Genomic DNA, 16814 nt, shown 5'->3' with positions numbered 1-16814 from the left:
CTATGGGAAAGATGCTCTTTGGTCTCCTAGTTATTTTGTTTCTTCTGTAGGAGGTGCAACCCTGGAAGTTCTTAAGTGCTATATTAAAGATCAAGAAAAGCCGTCGTAAAACGACGGGGTTTTAACCCAAATTTTCGATAAAGGACTAGGCATTAAGTTGAGGACATTCTTAAATTTTGGCACTGATTCACAGCTTACTGTTGCCTGTCCCTGTTACAAAGGCGCAGGACTTGCACCCATAATGTAAACATGGTGAACATTTTTCAGCCAATGTCCAAGAGAGCCTTTTTTGTTTTTCAATTCAAGGAGAAAGATTATGGTAGCCACTCCAGTCAAAACCAAAACCACGGGACAATACTACGCCACCCGCATCGATTTAGCATTAGATATCCGCAAAGCTATTGTGGAAATCTTAAGCCAAACCCTTGCCGCTAGTTTAGACCTAAAAACTCAGGTTAAACAAGCCCACTGGAATGTAAAAGGTTTAAATTTCTACCAATTGCACAGCCTATTCGACGAGATGGCCACGGAATTAGAAGGCTATGGTGACATGGTAGCAGAACGGATTACCGCTTTAGGTGGAACCGCTTTGGGAACAGCGCGCATCGCTGCCGCTAACTCGATTCTGCCAGAATATCCGGCTGATATCGTCGATGGTAGTGAACATATCGTTGCTTTAGCCGAACGTTATGCTTTATACGCTTCCCATCTTCGTTCTGCTATTGATACCACCGGCAATCAAGGGGATGCGGACACAGCAGATCTCTATACGGAAATCTCCCGGGACATCGATAAACGTCTCTGGTTCCTAGAAGCGCATCTGATTAAATCGGAAGATGTTATCAGATAAATTTGGGGTGTATTAACTTAGCTTAATACACCTTAAATTCTCGTAATCGGTAAACGTAGCCAATCGCTTAACTGTTGTGCCAACCAATCTAATTCGGCTTCGCTAACATCTTCACTAGCAGTGATAATATATTCTCGATGGTTAGCAATGAGAACCAGACAAGGAGGAATAATATTAACATTTTCTCCCTGCATAGTGACGGTGACATTGCGACGAATAAGACTAGAGATTTCGGAACTAGCAGCATCGGCAGTTAGTTTAAATTTCAGCCCCCAGAGTTTTTGGTAGAGAGAAACTTTTTTGGGGGTAATTTTTAACTCTAGTTCTCCCTGCCAAAAAGATTTCCATAACTGCCAAGATAAACTAGAGGAGATTAAATTGAGCAGAAAAATTAGGATAATCGGGATTAAAAAAGCGACCAGTTTGAGATCATAAATAGCGACTATGGTTAAGAGAATGATGGTAAAAAATAGGGATGGTAAAAACTGTCTTAACTGGGTTTTGAGATTATTGAAAAACTTTTGTTTGGTTTTACTAGCGATTTTTATTTGCAGGAGATTATCTTTTTTATAAACAGTAACTTCGCTGCCGTAGGGTTTGGTCAGATTGCCAATAGATACTAGGATCAATTGACAACTATATAAGCTGGCTAAAGCTTCTGTCACCGAACGAAAATGAGAGTCTGGGGGGGAGTTTGATAATCTTTTTAACCAATAGATGAAAAAAGCACTTAGATTAGTTTTTTGTTCAAAGTTTTCGGGTATGTAACGATGCTTAACCCCCGTGGCTAAACTAATCAAAGTTTTGCCTATATCCTGTAAGTCCCTGGTGGGAGAATCGGAATCAAAGGCAAAATCAACTAGATAAAAACGATGGGACTGGGTATCAAAGAGGATATTACTAAGTTTTATATTGCCGTGGTTAAGGGGTACGTCCTGCTGATGGAGATAGGAGAGAATCTCCAAAAGATATTTGGCAATTTGTTTTAGATCTTGTTCGGCTAACAAATAACTGGAGCTAACATAGTTTTCTAAAGGTTGCGCTGATAAATAAGGCCGGACAATAGCGATGATTTGTTCTTGGGATGAATCTATCTCAAAGCTATCGAGATATTTCGGGAGAGATGGGTGGGAGAGTTGTCGCAATAGGGCAATTTTACCAGTTATTTCTCCGATAAACTGACTCCCTTGCCCCCTAGGAACAGAAATAAGTTTAATGATAACTAACTCGTTGGTGTGTCTGTCCCTAGCTAAGATAGTTTTTTTTCCCAGTAACTGTTGGACTTGATAACGACTATGGAGAACTCGATCGAGCATGGGGGAGGATGGAGTAAGTAGTATCTCTAGGATAGCTCACTCTGGAAACTATAGCCCCCATCTTTAGCATCCTTTTAATATTTTAACAATTGATTAAAAATTGCCGCTTTACCTAGAAAGAATTGCTAGTCCAGTCCTATTTGAGTTATTTTAATTATCTATTCGCCAAGGCTGCCGGCAAGGGGAGAGCAAAAGGGAACGGTGAGCATTTCTAAGACTGCCATGACTTTTTCTTGTTAGTTAATTGCCTAGGAATCCTAACGGATTGCTGAACATATTACTGTCTTACCCATGTTTTCAGTTTTAGCGAACACTCACGCCTAATTGTAGCATTTTTATCAATTTTTGTCAAGATATATTTGACATTTTTTATCTTATTTATTTGACAGAATTTATTAGAAAAAGGGTTTCTTTTAGAAACCCTTTTTCTGCCTTTCAACTAATCCTATTTGACCTAATAGGTAAGGAAACAAGGAGTGGAACAAGATAGTAGAAAACAGTTTCTTGTTTCCAACTAATCCTATTTGACCTAATAGGTAAGGTTCCCACAAGACATAATTATATAGACCCTCTCTATGAGTTTCCAACTAATCCTATTTAACCTAATAGGTAAGGAAGCACTCTGTGCCGATGCGGACGCTGCTGATCAGTTTCCAACTAATCCTATTTGACCTAATAGGTAAGGTTCCGGGATTTATACGCAGTACCTACTGGAGTAGTGTTTCCAACTAATCCTATTTGACCTAATAGGTAAGGTCGGGGTATCCCGATTATTCAAGAGTTTGCAAAGCAGTTTGGCGTGTTTCCAACTAATCCTATTTGACCTAATAGGTAAGGAAGTTTGAGATCATGAACGCAATGGGTGAGTATGGGTTTCCAACTAATCCTATTTGACCTAATAGGTAAGGGTCGCCTCTCCCCTAAGAGGTTTTGTTCAACCTACCATCAGTACGTTTCCAACTAATCCTATTTGACCTAATAGGTAAGGAGATAGAATCTCTCTCCTACGGTGCTAATCATCTCCTGTTTCCAACTAATCCTATTTGACCTAATAGGTAAGGAGTTACATTTTAAGTCAAGTGGGTGAGACGTTTGAGTTTCCAACTAATCCTATTTGACCTAATAGGTAAGGAGTACCCCTTGGAAAGTCTCATCGAGAGGGGAACACAGACCCCCAAATCGACGCATCTCCAAAAAAGTGGTCTTGGGGGGGGTAAAAGTCCCGATACCAAAGGGTAGAACCCTGACTGGGAGAGCAATCGACACATCTAACCAGAGAATCGGGGTTTTAGGTCGGGGAGGGGGTGCATCGATTTTCAGTCAAGAGTTAGGGGACAAGCTAGATGATGTAGAGATTTGGGGGTGGTTGAGGAGGAGAACCTCCCATCACCAATAATCTAGAGACTGCTTCTTCGGAAATCCCATAGAAGCGTACATCATCCTCTTGAGGATTGACCCTTTCTACTACTTTAGCGTACAGTTTCCGCATCTCGATGTGTAATTAATTTTGCTTAACTAATTATCTGTAATTAATTGTCTAGCTACTTATTAGGGAGGGTAGCGGGGGTTCGAGTTTTTTTAAGGATTTTTTAACCCCAAAAATCCCCCGATTCTGGCGAGCAATCAGTATCATGGATAACAACAACAAGCTTTAGGTCTAATCCGATAAAAATCATGACCTACCTATCTCCTAAATTATTCACTTTTGAAGACTTTTTAAACCAGTATGGAGATGACCCACGCTATCAATTAATTGACGCGGAGTTGCGAGACATGGAACCCACTGGACCTCAGGAATCCGTAGCGGGAAAAATCGCAGGAAGACTGTGGGGAGAAATTTTTCGATTACATCTACCCTGGACAATTCCTAAAAACTGTTTGCTCCGTCCAGAATCCGGTCAAGCTACTGCTTTACGTCCCGATGTCATCATTTTGGATGAAGTGGACTTTAGCACCGAACCTCTCTGGGAAAAACAAGCAATTTTAACTAGCTCCCCAGCAATTAAATTAGTGGTAGAAGTGGTTAGTAGTAATTGGCAAGATGATTATGCACGCAAAGTTGAAGAATACTCATCTTTAGGTATTGCTGAATATTGGATTGTCGATTTTCGTGGATTGGGTGGCATCTCTTTTATCGGTAAACCCAAACAGCCTACTTTGACTATTTATCAGCTAGAAGGTGATGAATATCAACAAAAATTATATCGTCTTTATGAGCGCATTAGTTCGGCAGTTTTTCCCGAATTGTCTCTGTGTCTTCTCGATATTATACCCTAAATCTCTAGTAAAATTATGCTGAAATCTCTTAAAAATGTCCTGGGTAATCTGCGTCAATATCCCTATAATATTATCTTTAATCCCCTCACCAATGCAGCATTAGCCATCGCCGCTATTTTAGCACTAATTGCCGATCAATTTGGCCAGGGATATTATCTAATTTTTCTGATTACTTTGGCTCTAGTTATCATCGGTATCTGGCTAGAATCTCAGAAATACGACCTCTATAAACATCAGGCGATTCCTCTACCGATAGTGATTAAAATTGCTAATCCTGCCGATAGTAATAAGGCTCTGCAATCGCTTTTTAATATCATCGAAACAGAAAATAAATACAAAGATCATAAAAATAATCTTGACCAGTATCTCAATATTAGCGAAACAGACTTAATTTTTAACTACTCCTGTGATATTTATGATCAAGAAATGCTGAAAGCTTTTCTGCAAATACTCCGCTATAATCTAGAGAAACTTAAGAAAAAAACTCCCCAAAATACTATTATTTATCTTGCCTATATCGGTCCGATTAGCGTCGCTATTATGGTCGGCACTATTCTCGCTACCGAAGGAGTAAAAATCTTTCAATATAATAAATCTTCTGATAGTTATTATCCTGTGGTGGAAATTAGCGATCGCAAACTAAAAGAAGGTATTAAGGAATACGAAAAATTTGAGGGTAGTGTCACCGAAAAAGGTCAAGATAGAGTAACTATAGCCATCGATGTTTCTTCCCATAAAATAAATCTTAATGATGAGAGTATTGAAAACTACGGCGATTTAATTTATCTGAAAAGTAAAGGCAGTGGTACAATCGAAAGAAATGAAGATTGGCTACAATATTCTAGAGAAATCTTTACCACTATCAACATCACTCAACAAAACAACTATCAAGAGATTAAGCTAGTTTATTCTATACCTATAACTTTGGGAATACTTGTCGGAATGTCCGTTCAACAATACTGGCCAATTCTCCTAACTCAATACGAAAATTCTACCTACAGAAATCTTATTAATCTTCAGGAATTTAAACTTTATCGAGGACAATAAAGATCAAATGACCTATACTGTAATTACCTTTGCTCCTGTGCAAGGATTCATCGAAAAATCCCGTAAACTAAGAGATTTATACGGTGGTTCTTTTTTATTATCCTATCTTGCCGATGCTATCTGTCAGGCAGCGGATCAATATCCTGAATGTAGCCTTATTTCTCCCGCTTTAATTGAGGTTAAAAGAGGAACTCCCAACCAAATCTTAATCGCGGGTAATTTTCCCAAAAAAGAGGCCGAACAAGTCTTCAATGACTCATGGCAAAAAGTAGTTAATAAGTGTCGGGTTTGGATTGAACAAAATCTGCCACAATACAATTATACTTGGCGACGAGAATGGAACCTATGGATTAATCATACTTGGGAATTCTTCTGGGTGCAAGAAGACTCGATCGATTGTGCGTTTAAAAGTCTGCAACAGAAAAAATATCAACGGGATTGGACGGGAATTAATTGGCAAGGAGAAAGTTCTAGCTTATCTGGTTCTGATGCCATTGTTTGGTATGGAATGACGGATCAAACCCATCCTTTATATTCTAGTATCTCCCAACAAAATCAGCAAATCACCGAATTTTATCAGCAATTAAGTCAAAAACTTTCTGAGGCTATTCTCGATGAAAACGAACGTCTTAGCATTCCCGAATTAGTCAAACGCATGATTACATTATATGATATTGGCAAGCCTTTAAACCTAGAACTTCCTAAAAAATTTGTGGAACTAAATCGCTACGAGGAAAAATTCTATACAGGATGGTTTCAAGGGGACGGTGACGGGATGGGAACCTATCTAAAAAATCTGTCCATCTCCTCAAGAAAAGAATTTAGTCAAAGAATGCGACAATGGGGAGAAGAACTAGAAAATCATCTTAACTTTGGTCGCATTATTTATGCGGGAGGAGATGACTTTTTAGGAGTTTTGTTTCGACAAAAATCAGAACCAAAATTAACCCTACAAGATTGTCTCTATTGGTTTGATAAATTTCATCGAGAAATCTGGACAAAACATGGTTATTCTCAGGATATAACTGTTAGCGTCGGTTTCGTTTGGGCAGCTTCAGGAGTTCCTCAGCGAGACATATTGCAACATTGCCGCGAAGCCGAAAAATCCGCTAAAAATCAAGGTAAAAATCGTCTAGCTGTGCGAATCCTTTTTAACAGTGGTAACTATTTAGAGTGGGTTTGTCCGTGGCAAAACTTAAAAGATATCCTCGATAGTTATTGCGATCGCAGTGGAGGTAAAAACTGGACACATTTCTATAATGATATAGCAACTTTAGAAAATCGCCGCGCTTTTACCGATGATAATCATCATATTACCAATGCAGTTTTTAACCTTTATTTTAATCAAAATATACCCATCGATATCACCTCTCACCAAGATAAAAATAACTGGGTAATTAACCTCTCCAAAGTTGCCAATCATCTCACCTAAAAATAGAAAAATGCTGCCATATCTGATCATAATTAAACCTTTGGGATTTCTCTACGGTAGCGCCGGTCCCTTTCTCTCTCCAGAAAATCTAGTCGGACGTTCAGGAAATCGTTTTCCCCCCACTGCTGCCACAGTTTCGGGACTATTTGCTCACAGTAATCCCACCAATATTCGCGATTTACAAATTGCCGGCCCTTTTTGGGCAAACAGTGAACAACCAGATAACTTTTTTGTCCCCACTCCCTTTATTTATCTAGCGAAAAAACCCCTAGCAAATTATTTTCAAGACCAAGAAAGTAACGACAATGGGAAAATTCAACACACCTTAACATGGCAAGAAAAATGGCAAGAGAAAGACGGTAAACAAATTGAGGGAAAATTCGATCGAGATAGTTGGATTCCTATCAACCAATGGTATAATCCTCAAAAAGCCTATTGTTCCCCGTGGCAATATCATCCCCATCTCCATCCGCGTTTGTTAGAGGAGCAAAGAAAGGTAGAAACCGGGGAATTATTCCTCGAAAATGCCGTCCAGTTACATCCAGATGCTTGTCTAGTTTATTTGGCTAATCAACCCCTAGAAAATGGCTGGTATCGCTTTGGTGGTGAATCCCATCTAGTGGAAATTAAATCACTTGAATTAAGCAGCCATCTACAGACTTTATTTAATCAAGATGTCGGTCAATATTTTGCCCTCATTACTGCCGCAATCTGGGGAACAAATCGCCTATCAACTCGCAATCCCAGCGATTGGGAATTAGAAACCCTCAACACCGAAAGACCAATAACCTATCGTTATCGATTCGGAGGAAAAGATAAATTTAAGCGCTTATCTAGGGGACGCTATGCAGTTCCCGCAGGAACAGTTTATCGCTTAAAAAACCCCTTACCATCTTGGCACAATTGGCAGGAATCTTGGTTCCCCACCGAAGGAGTTTCCCTCAAACGTTGGGGCTGCGGATTAGCTTTACCCTTAGAAAATATTGCCAAATAAAGCCTATAATTATTGAGTAGGGTAAATTAGACGAGAATAACTGATACTAAATCCGTTGAGTATAGGCTACATATCAGGACAGGCACTCATGCAAAAGGTTGAATAAATAATCAGTTTTTAATAACCAGATTTAGTATGATAGCTATGGCAAAAATAAAAACCAGATTTCCTCGAAAAGCTTTATTAGGTTATCGAAAAAGTGGTAATAATCAAAGCTCACAAATTAGCGAAAATAAAATGCTGCGTATGTTTTTAGATTTTTTGGTAGAAGATACCTTTAAAAACCCTTCTTCTCTTACTCCTTATACAGAGGAAATGGCTAAAGAAATGGATGAATTATTAAAGGGTGTTGAAATTGATTGGGACTAAAGCATCTCAGAAAAAACCCTGTAGAGTTTTGCGCTGCCCTAATATCCTAAATACCACGATCAAATATTAACAAAATCTTAGAAAATCCTGACATTAATGTTAACCTAGTTTAGAATAATCCCTAAGCATCTAAAATACTCACTTTTACCCAAAAATGTATCATAAAAGTTATGGCATACTTGAAACCCTAGCACCGCTTCATGTGGGAGCAACCGCAGGAGAAGAAACAGGTAATCTTAACCTCATTTTTCGCGATCAATTTACACAAACAGCAATTATCCCCGGTAGTTCTATTCGCGGCCGTTTTCGTGCCGATATGAACAATATAGATGAAAAACGTACATGGTACGGACACGAAGCAATCCCAGGACAAGAAGACGGAGGAACCACCGAAGCAAAAGTTAAATTTGAATATGCTTCCCTCGTTTGGTTGCCGGTATTTTGTCCAGGACAGCCGATAATTTGGGTCACTTCTCCCCTATTATTAAAACGCTACAAACAAATCACGGGAATCTCTGCAAAAGTACCCAATCCTTATACTGCTTCCCCTAGCTTACAAGCGCGAGTAGTGCAGGGAGTTAACCGCAATAGCAAAGTTTTATTTTTTAACTTAGGATTTCTCGAAATTGAACACTTAGAGGAGCTTTCTTCGTGGATTCCCTCGCAAGCGGATTTAAAAGCTTCTCAATTAGTCGTCGTTGATGATAACGATATATCCATGCTGCACGATATGGCACTCTACCGACAAAGCCGGGTTAAACTACTAGAAGATCAGAAAAAAGTCGATACAGAAAAGGGAGCTTTTTTCAATGTGGAAGCTTTACCCGTGGGTAGTGTTTTAGTTTTTCCCATTGCTGCCAAAGAAACAGGATGGCAACCTTTTGGAGAATCGGTAAACCAAAAAGAATTATATTTCGGAGGATTAGAATCCATCGGTTTTGGTCGTTGCCAAGTTACTATTTTAAACTACGCTAATCAATAATTACATTTTATCTAATATTATGGCTTGGAAAGAATACAATCTCGATCGCATTGCTCAGAAATTAGTTCTGGCTGCCAAACTACGAGACCGAGATTCTCTCAATCAATCTTTTAAAATGCGTGAATCCGTTTCCTATGGACTAGAAAGATTTTGGGGTGAACATCTGCGCTTACAATCTAAGGAACCCAATAAAGCACAATACTGGAAAGAAACTTGGGATAAATTAGTCGAAACCATGGCAGAAGCTGGGATTCCTATCCCTAACGATACCGTAGAGGTAAATGATACCAAATCCGTTCAAGCAATGGCAGAAAAACTCTGGGAATTAAAGCTAGAAGACCAGAGAATTACCCTCGCTGTTTTAACGCAACTATGCGATTGTTTAGTTTGGTGGACCCAAAGATATAAAGGAACAAAGGAGCGATAAATTATATGGTTAATATTCCCGATATTGGTAACAAAATTCCCCTGATGTTTCGCGCACAAACCAAAGGGCGATCGCAACTACAATATATTGATTCTGAAAAAGATGAAAATGATAGCCAAAGATGGGTAAAAGAATGGATAGAAAGGGTCGATGAAAATTCTCCCCAATTTGGTGAGGAAGTAAAGACCAAAGAATATCAAATCTCGTGGCGATTCGTCACTAATGGGGGACAAGATGAAGGAATAATTCGGCCTGTAATGGGTGCTTATGGCATACCATTTTATCCCGGTTCCAGCATGAAAGGAGCCTTTTGTCAAGCTTGCACCCCCGAACAAAAACAACGTTATCACCTCGAAAAAGATAGCGATAACCCTAGTCTTTTGCGCTTCCATGGCGGTTATCCCGTTAATGATTGGACGGAAAATCTTTTAGATATTGTTCACCCACAACAGGGATGGCAAGTAAAAACCCAAAACACTCGACAAAAACCCGGTGGAGAAAGTGGTTTTGCTTTAATTTCCCTCTATCAACCTACCCTAAAATTTGGCATTTCTAGCTTAATAGAACAACCGGATTGGGAGGAGATTTGGACTATCTGGGAAAGAGCTTTAGAATCTGGTCTAGGATGCCGTGTTAGTAGCGGTTACGGCTTGCCAAAACACATTAAACCTTCAAAAGAACCTTTATATAAATGTTTTCTGAAAGGGCAAGGAATGGCTCCTAAAAGCCTCGATGGTGAAAAGGAATTTCGACCCAATATTTTTCGAGGAGCAATTCGCAGTCATGCCTTGCGTATTTTTGGCGGTTTAACTGATGCTAAAAATGCCGAAAAATTAGTTAATCAGCTATTTGGAGGAATTGACAGAGAAGCAACCCAAGGTTTACTAGCGATCGATTTTCGTGTCAACTCTCTAGAGTTAGGAACCTTTACCAATGGTTACAACGAACCCACCTACACAGTAACAGGAGAATTGCGCTGGATTATCACCCAATCTCTCCCCGAAAACCAGCAAGAATGCTTAAAAAAATTAATTCGTTTCCTCACTCGTTTTGCCATGTTATTAGGAGGATTTGGTAAATCGTGGCGACGAGCAGATCATAGTATTTTCTATGAGGATTATTATCCTAATAAACCCTTAATTGGCTGTCATTGGCAATGGGGGGATAAAAGTTCTTTAATCAACGATAATAAAGTCAGAGATTTAACTCACGTTCATCCTTTTATCAAAGATGTTCGCACTATTGCTAAAGAATGGATGACCTTACAAAATATCCCCATCACTCCCGATAATAGTGCTAACTGGCGAGAAAGTTGGCATCCTAAAAAAGTCGAGGTTTGGGGAAGAATTGCTGAAGATAAAGATGATTCCCTAGCCATCAAATGGCTTCACAAAGCCTATCAAAAACTGGATAATTTAAGTATCTATAAAACCTCGGTGACAGGAAGTATCAATCAAATTGGTCGTCTTTGGCATCGAATGTATCCCCAAAATAATCATCAATACCTAGAATTGTTAACAATTTTTCCTGATGACTCTGATGATTGTGCTTATTTTCTAGGTTTTCTAGACGAGAATAATGGTAAAGAGAGCAAATTTCAAAAACTTTGGCCGAAATAATCCCGTTCAAAGTTAAGTACCGCGCGCAAAATTAATTACACATTTCGATAAAGCTTTTGCCTTTTACCTCGACCAGATGCGGAAACTATACGCTAAAGTAGTAGAAAGGGTCAATCCTCAAGAGGATGATGTACGCTTCTATGGGATTTCCGAAGAAGCAGTCTCTAGGGTGTTGATAATTGGAGGTTCTCCTCCTCAACCACCCCCAACTGTCTATATCATCTAGCTTGTCCAAGAACTCTTGGCTGAAAATCGATGCAGCCTCTCCCCGACTCCCAAAACCCCGATTCTCTGGTTGAGGTGCGTCGATTGCTCTCCCAGTCAGGGTTCTCCCCTTTGGTATCGGGACTTTTACCCCCCCCACTACCACCTTTTTACCCTATGCATTGCAGGTGCGTCGATTTGGGTGTCTGTCTTCCCCTCTCGATAAGGCTTTCCAAGGGGTACTCCTTACCTATTAGGTCAAATAGGATTAGTTGGAAACGTTCTTGTTACTGAGGAATAAGCCGTTTTTAACAAGACCTTACCTATTAGGTCAAATAGGATTAGTTGGAAACTTTGCGTCCCACGGTGAAGCGAATCACCTTTTTGTCCTTACCTATTAGGTCAAATAGGATTAGTTGGAAACACCCATAGAGTCCGTCGTCCCAGCAAACCATCACCATTTCCTTACCTATTAGGTCAAATAGGATTAGTTGGAAACTTTTATCAACGTCTACGACTAAAGCCGCTTTAGGGTTGGGATTTCCTTACCTATTAGGTCAAATAGGATTAGTTGGAAACGGCCCGAATCGGATGCACTTTACATCCGGGGTGTTAAACCCCCTTACCTATTAGGTCAAATAGGATTAGTTGGAAACTTTACCTCCGGATAGTACGAGGAGGCAATCAATGCAAAACCTTACCTATTAGGTCAAATAGGATTAGTTGGAAACTTCTTAAGCCAAGTGTGAATCACGCCATCCCCGCGCTTCCCTTACCTATTAGGTCAAATAGGATTAGTTGAAAAACAGAAAAAGGGTTTCTTTTAGAAACCCTTTTTCTAATAAATTGTGTCAAATATATCTTGACAAAAATCGATAAAAATGTTAGAACCTAACGGCAATCTTCGCTTTATTAGACCTCTTGCATAAATCCGAAAACAAACGATAGAAACAATAATGAGAGGGACTTTCAGTTAATTATTTATTAGTAGTTGATAATCTTCAAAAATGTTGCTGTACAAGGATCGACTTAAGACTTTTGCAAGAGGTCTATTGCATGAGTAGAAAACGGGTTTCTCGGAGAAACCCGTTTTCTGCGATCGCCAGTCAAGGAAAAACCCGATAATTTCCCCTATTCCCTGGGATCAAAATCTGGCAGCGTCCCCAGCTTGCGAATGGTCACTTTAACATCCATAGACAAAAAGTCATCAGCATCACCAAACCAAAAACCGGAAAGAGGAATGATTTGACCGGGATGACATCCTCACCGTCCGTTTTACGGCGGTGAGGATGTCAACCTGATTATCCTTGATAATAAGCTGGTTATAATTAAATTGAAGATGGATAGCCCCTTGATAAGGGGAGTATCTGACAATTTTTAACACCCACCCACTCAGTCACTGATAACTGATAACTGATAACTGAAATGACCTTTGACCCGTTCCTCGATCGAGCTTGGAATACCGAAGACCTAGAACAAGCGCTTCGAGGTGTCGGCACTATTCAAGAAGAACTCAACTATAATCAGGCGCGCAATTCTCTGAGCAAACTTGTTGAGCGTCTGGATCTTACCTCGATCGAGAAAATTGGTCTAGAAGCGGAGATCGAGCGCCTAGTGGGACTGCTGGAAAAACTCGATCGATCGCTGATTCAAATTGCCGCTTTTGGTCTGGTGGGCCGGGGAAAATCCTCGATTTTAAATGCTCTGGTCGGTCAAGAAATCTTTACAACCGGTCCTCTACACGGAGTTACCCGCACCATTAAAGGGGTAAATTGGCAGTTAAGCAGCGATGATACTTTCCCCAATCTAGCGCGTCTGACCCTGAACGGCCATGGTAATGCTCAGGTGCAATTGCTTGATACTCCCGGTATTGATGAGGTAGATGGGCAAACGAGGGAAATTCTCGCCTGTCAGGTGGCGCAACAGATGGATTTAATCCTTTTTATCATCTCCGGTGATATGACCAAAGTGGAATTTTCCGCCCTGGCCAAGTTGCGGGAAGCGGGAAAACCGATGATTTTGGTCTTTAATAAAATCGATCAGTATCCCGAAGTCGATCGCCTCGCTATCTATGAGAAAATCGCCTCAGAACGGGTGAAAGAATTACTCTCCCCCGATGAGATTGTTATGGTGGCGGCCTCTCCCCTCCTGGCGGAGATGGTTAAAGGGCAGGATGGACGGCTAAAAACGCAACGATTTCGAGGAAAACCCCAGATAGAAGCCCTGAAACTCAAAATTTTGGAAATTCTAGAGCGAGAGGGTAAATCGCTGGTAGCACTCAATTCTATGCTGTATGCAGACGAGGTAAACGAGCAAATTGTCGCCCGCAAAATGGCTATCCGTGATCGCGGTGCTAATCAATTGATTCAAAAAGCGGTGATGATCAAAGCATCGGCGATCGCTCTTAATCCGGTGACGGTGTTGGATCTGTTTACGGGAGCAGTTATCGATCTGGCTATGATTCTCGCTCTTTCTCGCTTATACGGCATCGATTTAACTCGTCAGGGGGCGATCGCTCTTTTACAAAAAATTGCCCTCAATATGGGAGGCATTAGTGCCAGCGAATTTTTAGCGGTTTTGGGCTTAAGTTCCCTCAAAGGACTGCTTGGCCTCTCGATTCCTGCCACTGGCGGCATTTCTCTCCTTCCCTATACTTCGATCGCCCTAACTCAAGCGGGAGTCGCCGGTGTATCCTGTTACGCGATCGGCCAAGTGACGAAAACCTATCTCGCTAATGGGGCCACTTGGGGACCCGATGGCCCGAAGGCAGTGGTAGCCAGTATTCTCGATTCCCTCGATGAAACCTCGATTCTCAACCGGATTAAGCGGGAATTAGGCTCAAAATTGGGGGGTGGGGGTTAGGAGAAGTGGAAATTATGAATTATGAATTATGAATTAGGGAGTGGGGAAGTGGGGAAGTGGGGAAATTTCAACTAAAACCCTAAAACCCCAACACCCCAACACCCTATCTCCTATCTCCTGACGACCGACTCCTAACGGTTGATCACTGATCACTGACTAGATCAATCCAAGAAATGCTTACTATGGACGATCGCCGCTATAATAACTACTGACCCTTGAATTTGATAGATCAGACGATAGGAGTAGGCAGACTTTTCTCGGATGGTATCATCGCTAAATTCGGCGCATTTTTTCGCTTCTAGGGGACAATTTTCTAAAGAATAGCTGATATCAAGAATTCGGCGCACGACGGCCGCCGCGTAGGAAGGGGAATCCCGACTAATATAAGATGCGATCGCATCCACGTCTTCAATTGCTTTGGGCGACCAGACAAGGCGATAATTCACTCGATCAGCCATTTGTTTAAAAGACCCTCAACTTCTTCTTGGGGGATTGTATTCTCCAGAGAGGCAGCGTTCAAACTTTGACGCACCTTCTCCAGAACGTATAAATGATACTGAATATCTTCAATTGAACAATCATCCGGTAATTGATTCAAGAGGGATTCCACTTTTTGTCTAATGCTATTCATACAAGTTTGACCGAAGTTTTTAAGGAAAAGTATAAATTTAAGTTATCTATCAACTATCATCTATCATTTATCATCGGATAGAAAATTATAGTTACGCATCCTATCCTAAGCCATAGTCCCCAGAAAAGCGAGAAAAAGTTAAGAATAGATAAAGCAATTATCTAGCTTTTGTAACATTGGGGCGGGGATGCTGCCAAGAATACTTAATAATTCTCCTATCTGCTCAATCTCCGCGACTTTTAGGGATTATTGACCAATAACCATCTAGCAGCCACAAGACCCCCCCCAATCGCAGAAATTTTTTGTTACATTAGTTTACAGTTCCCTCAACGCCCCAGTGGGTTATTAATTTTAATGTCTTCTTCGGTTCCTTCGTCGGATTTTATACCCTCAATCGGTCAAGAAACAGAAATCTTTAACTGGGCAAAATCCCATTATCGTAACCATACCTTTGCCAAAGATGAAAGAGTAGCCACGCGCCCCGGACTGTTATACTTTGTGGAATCTGGGGCGATTCGTATTGTTGGTAAGGCACAAGTTAACGTTATCGACCAAAAATCCCCCCGTAAACTATCTATTGCCGATAGCGAGGAAGTATTTCTCGGTTTTGTGGGTGCAGGTCAACCCTTTGAGATTTTTTCTCAATTTCCCTTTCAATTACAAGCCCAAGCTCATCTAGACCAAACCGAGTTAGTCTGGTTATACTGGGAAGATCTAGAACAATGGCCGCAATTGCGATCGGCTGTTATGGAAACTTTTCGCCATCAATACCAGCGTAAGTTATTTTGGTTGAGTATTCTTGGTCAAAAACGCTCCCTCGATCGATTAATGGGGTTCTTGGTTTTATTATTGGAAGAATACGGTCAACCCTGTGTAGAAGGCTATTATCTTCCCTATCCCCTAACTCACGCTCAAATTGCCAGCGCCATCGGCACTACCAGAGTAACAGTAACAAGATTAATCGGTAAATTGCGACAACAAAATTCGATCTTTTTTAAGCAAGATAATCTTATCGGATTGCCCAGTTTATTTTTAAGTCAGAATTAATTTTTCTGCTGCTGGCCTTGCTGACTCAAGGTATCAATAAGTAATAGGATGAAATTAACTTCTTGGTTAGGAAAGACAGAAGGCAAGAGCTAGAAAGCTAGTTGGGCTCCAGGTTTTAAAAACCCCACACAAGAAGATTCCTATCACAAATCAGCAACGCCAGAAATCTATTATGACCGCACAAACCCCGCCATCGCTCTCCGTTCTCGAAGATGTTGTCATGTCAGCTAAAATGGAAACGTAAAGTTAAACGAAATCAAACCGATGAAACTTCGACAACCCCGATACAGCAAAGAAGAATTTGCTAGACGTGGCAACGACCTCTATGAATCTCAGATTCGTTCTCAAGTCGAGGAAGGCAATCATGGTAAAATTGTCGCTATCGACATTGAAACTGGAGCCTTTGAAGTGGCTGATGACATCGTAACCGCATCAGAGCATCTCCTTGCCAAATATCCCGATGCTCAGACTTGGTTTATGCGAATTGGGCATCGGGCAGTCTATCATTTTGGTGCACGGAGTTTGAGAGAAACTCTATGATGTATGGCTCGGTAAATCAGAGTTGTGAGGCAATCCTTCCAGTTGTCGTGAAATGGGATGGGATTGTTGCGAGGCTATGATTTGCGAATTCAGGCGATTGAAGGCGGTTCCGTTACTATTGAACTATTGCCAATTCCCAACTAGAACCATAACCCAACCTTGTATAACGTTTCCAAATGAATTGTAAAAAGGAAGTTAACGGCGATAATCTCTATTT

At 40.7% G+C, this 16814-nt stretch carries 17 protein-coding genes, 2 pseudogenes and 2 CRISPR repeat arrays; of the genes and pseudogenes, 14 read left to right on the top strand and 5 right to left on the bottom strand.

Annotation, left to right across the window (positions count from 1 at the left end):
* The coding region (locus tag IM479_RS00730; RefSeq protein ID WP_287683537.1) for a transposase at nucleotides 1-109 on the top strand (109 nt) is incomplete at its 5' end.
* Between the two features lie 207 nt (nucleotides 110-316).
* Entirely contained in the window at nucleotides 317-850 is a 534-nt protein-coding gene (dps, locus tag IM479_RS00725; RefSeq protein ID WP_287685401.1) for a DNA starvation/stationary phase protection protein Dps, read from the top strand.
* A 32-nt stretch (nucleotides 851-882) separates the two neighbouring features.
* Here the strand turns inward: dps and IM479_RS00720 are convergent, their stop codons facing one another.
* Nucleotides 883-2166, bottom strand: coding sequence for a protein kinase domain-containing protein (locus tag IM479_RS00720; RefSeq protein WP_287674942.1), 1284 nt, complete (start codon nucleotides 2164-2166; stop codon nucleotides 883-885).
* Nucleotides 2167-2597: 431 nt separating this feature from the next.
* Nucleotides 2598-3298: direct repeats of the CRISPR family, unit length 36 nt; unit sequence GTTTCCAACTAATCCTATTTGACCTAATAGGTAAGG.
* Nucleotides 3299-3505: 207 nt separating this feature from the next.
* Nucleotides 3506-3655 (bottom strand): hypothetical protein, encoded by a 150-nt coding sequence (locus IM479_RS00715; protein ID WP_287674980.1) that lies wholly within the window; start codon nucleotides 3653-3655, stop codon nucleotides 3506-3508.
* Nucleotides 3656-3840: 185 nt separating this feature from the next.
* On the opposite strand from IM479_RS00715, the gene IM479_RS00710 reads away from it, so the two are divergent.
* From IM479_RS00710 to IM479_RS00675, 8 genes are all read left to right on the top strand, one after another.
* On the top strand, nucleotides 3841-4443 hold the full coding sequence (locus IM479_RS00710; protein WP_287685399.1) for a Uma2 family endonuclease: 603 nt from the start codon (nucleotides 3841-3843) through the stop codon (nucleotides 4441-4443).
* A 15-nt stretch (nucleotides 4444-4458) separates the two neighbouring features.
* Nucleotides 4459-5490 carry an SAVED domain-containing protein gene (locus tag IM479_RS00705; protein WP_287685397.1) on the top strand — a complete coding sequence of 344 codons (1032 nt, stop codon included), beginning with the start codon at nucleotides 4459-4461 and terminating at the stop codon, nucleotides 5488-5490.
* Between the two features lie 7 nt (nucleotides 5491-5497).
* Nucleotides 5498-6922, top strand: a complete 1425-nt coding sequence (locus IM479_RS00700; RefSeq protein ID WP_287685395.1) for a Cas10/Cmr2 second palm domain-containing protein — start codon at nucleotides 5498-5500, stop codon at nucleotides 6920-6922.
* A 10-nt stretch (nucleotides 6923-6932) separates the two neighbouring features.
* On the top strand, nucleotides 6933-7916 hold the full coding sequence (locus tag IM479_RS00695; protein WP_286825756.1) for a type III-B CRISPR module-associated Cmr3 family protein: 984 nt from the start codon (nucleotides 6933-6935) through the stop codon (nucleotides 7914-7916).
* A 135-nt stretch (nucleotides 7917-8051) separates the two neighbouring features.
* On the top strand, nucleotides 8052-8285 hold the full coding sequence (locus IM479_RS00690) for an AbrB/MazE/SpoVT family DNA-binding domain-containing protein (protein WP_287699018.1): 234 nt from the start codon (nucleotides 8052-8054) through the stop codon (nucleotides 8283-8285).
* A gap of 154 nt (nucleotides 8286-8439) precedes the next feature.
* Entirely contained in the window at nucleotides 8440-9267 is an 828-nt protein-coding gene (locus IM479_RS00685) for an RAMP superfamily CRISPR-associated protein (RefSeq protein WP_287077320.1), read from the top strand.
* Nucleotides 9268-9286: 19 nt separating this feature from the next.
* On the top strand, nucleotides 9287-9694 hold the full coding sequence (locus IM479_RS00680) for a hypothetical protein (RefSeq protein WP_024969500.1): 408 nt from the start codon (nucleotides 9287-9289) through the stop codon (nucleotides 9692-9694).
* 5 nt (nucleotides 9695-9699) lie between these two features.
* Nucleotides 9700-11313, top strand: a complete 1614-nt coding sequence (locus tag IM479_RS00675) for an RAMP superfamily protein (RefSeq protein ID WP_287685392.1) — start codon at nucleotides 9700-9702, stop codon at nucleotides 11311-11313.
* A gap of 448 nt (nucleotides 11314-11761) precedes the next feature.
* Nucleotides 11762-12323: a CRISPR direct-repeat array (repeat unit 36 nt; unit sequence CCTTACCTATTAGGTCAAATAGGATTAGTTGGAAAC).
* A gap of 325 nt (nucleotides 12324-12648) precedes the next feature.
* Here the strand turns inward: IM479_RS00675 and IM479_RS00670 are convergent.
* Nucleotides 12649-12774 (bottom strand): annotated as a pseudogene (locus IM479_RS00670) (transglutaminase family protein); the annotation flags it as partial.
* Nucleotides 12775-12942: 168 nt separating this feature from the next.
* On the opposite strand from IM479_RS00670, the gene IM479_RS00665 reads away from it, so the two are divergent.
* Nucleotides 12943-14379 (top strand): GTP-binding protein, encoded by a 1437-nt coding sequence (locus tag IM479_RS00665; RefSeq protein ID WP_287685390.1) that lies wholly within the window; start codon nucleotides 12943-12945, stop codon nucleotides 14377-14379.
* A 161-nt stretch (nucleotides 14380-14540) separates the two neighbouring features.
* On the opposite strand, the gene IM479_RS00660 is transcribed toward IM479_RS00665, so the two are convergent.
* Entirely contained in the window at nucleotides 14541-14837 is a 297-nt protein-coding gene (locus IM479_RS00660) for a type II toxin-antitoxin system RelE/ParE family toxin (RefSeq protein ID WP_286824434.1), read from the bottom strand.
* Complete coding sequence (locus IM479_RS00655) at nucleotides 14822-15010, bottom strand: hypothetical protein (protein ID WP_002737442.1); 189 nt, start codon at nucleotides 15008-15010, stop codon at nucleotides 14822-14824. Before IM479_RS00655 ends, IM479_RS00660 begins: the two co-directional genes overlap by 16 nt.
* A gap of 354 nt (nucleotides 15011-15364) precedes the next feature.
* Here IM479_RS00655 and IM479_RS00650 point away from each other — a divergent pair, with 354 nt between their 5' ends.
* From IM479_RS00650 to IM479_RS22940, 3 genes and pseudogenes are all read left to right on the top strand, one after another.
* The gene (locus IM479_RS00650; RefSeq protein WP_287685388.1) at nucleotides 15365-16057 is read left to right on the top strand and encodes a Crp/Fnr family transcriptional regulator; all 693 of its coding nucleotides are present in this window, start codon (nucleotides 15365-15367) and stop codon (nucleotides 16055-16057) included.
* 264 nt (nucleotides 16058-16321) lie between these two features.
* Entirely contained in the window at nucleotides 16322-16597 is a 276-nt protein-coding gene (locus IM479_RS00645) for a hypothetical protein (RefSeq protein ID WP_287685386.1), read from the top strand.
* A gap of 54 nt (nucleotides 16598-16651) precedes the next feature.
* Nucleotides 16652-16741 (top strand): annotated as a pseudogene (locus IM479_RS22940) (clan AA aspartic protease); the annotation flags it as partial.
* Nucleotides 16742-16814: the final 73 nt, after the last annotated feature.

Source organism: Microcystis sp. M165S2 (assembly GCF_020245885.1).
Classification (GTDB): Bacteria; Cyanobacteriota; Cyanobacteriia; order Cyanobacteriales; family Microcystaceae; genus Microcystis.
Note: the sequence above shows the minus strand (reverse complement) of the source record. Positions and strands in the feature narration are given on the sequence as shown.

What these genes read in the sequence shown, in the direction of transcription:
- IM479_RS00710 (WP_287685399.1), top strand. Translation starts at nt 3,841, where the DNA reads ATGACCTACCTATCTCCTAAATTATTCACTTTTGAAGACTTTTTAAAC.
- IM479_RS00660 (WP_286824434.1), bottom strand. Translation starts at nt 14,837, where the DNA reads ATGGCTGATCGAGTGAATTATCGCCTTGTCTGGTCGCCCAAAGCAATT.
- IM479_RS00695 (WP_286825756.1), top strand. Translation starts at nt 6,933, where the DNA reads ATGCTGCCATATCTGATCATAATTAAACCTTTGGGATTTCTCTACGGT.
- IM479_RS00705 (WP_287685397.1), top strand. Translation starts at nt 4,459, where the DNA reads ATGCTGAAATCTCTTAAAAATGTCCTGGGTAATCTGCGTCAATATCCC.
- IM479_RS00650 (WP_287685388.1), top strand. Translation starts at nt 15,365, where the DNA reads ATGTCTTCTTCGGTTCCTTCGTCGGATTTTATACCCTCAATCGGTCAA.
- IM479_RS00655 (WP_002737442.1), bottom strand. Translation starts at nt 15,010, where the DNA reads ATGAATAGCATTAGACAAAAAGTGGAATCCCTCTTGAATCAATTACCG.
- IM479_RS00680 (WP_024969500.1), top strand. Translation starts at nt 9,287, where the DNA reads ATGGCTTGGAAAGAATACAATCTCGATCGCATTGCTCAGAAATTAGTT.
- IM479_RS00715 (WP_287674980.1), bottom strand. Translation starts at nt 3,655, where the DNA reads ATGCGGAAACTGTACGCTAAAGTAGTAGAAAGGGTCAATCCTCAAGAG.
- IM479_RS00690 (WP_287699018.1), top strand. Translation starts at nt 8,052, where the DNA reads ATGATAGCTATGGCAAAAATAAAAACCAGATTTCCTCGAAAAGCTTTA.
- IM479_RS00700 (WP_287685395.1), top strand. Translation starts at nt 5,498, where the DNA reads ATGACCTATACTGTAATTACCTTTGCTCCTGTGCAAGGATTCATCGAA.
- IM479_RS00675 (WP_287685392.1), top strand. Translation starts at nt 9,700, where the DNA reads ATGGTTAATATTCCCGATATTGGTAACAAAATTCCCCTGATGTTTCGC.
- IM479_RS00665 (WP_287685390.1), top strand. Translation starts at nt 12,943, where the DNA reads ATGACCTTTGACCCGTTCCTCGATCGAGCTTGGAATACCGAAGACCTA.
- IM479_RS00685 (WP_287077320.1), top strand. Translation starts at nt 8,440, where the DNA reads ATGTATCATAAAAGTTATGGCATACTTGAAACCCTAGCACCGCTTCAT.
- IM479_RS00720 (WP_287674942.1), bottom strand. Translation starts at nt 2,166, where the DNA reads ATGCTCGATCGAGTTCTCCATAGTCGTTATCAAGTCCAACAGTTACTG.
- dps (WP_287685401.1), top strand. Translation starts at nt 317, where the DNA reads ATGGTAGCCACTCCAGTCAAAACCAAAACCACGGGACAATACTACGCC.
- IM479_RS00645 (WP_287685386.1), top strand. Translation starts at nt 16,322, where the DNA reads ATGAAACTTCGACAACCCCGATACAGCAAAGAAGAATTTGCTAGACGT.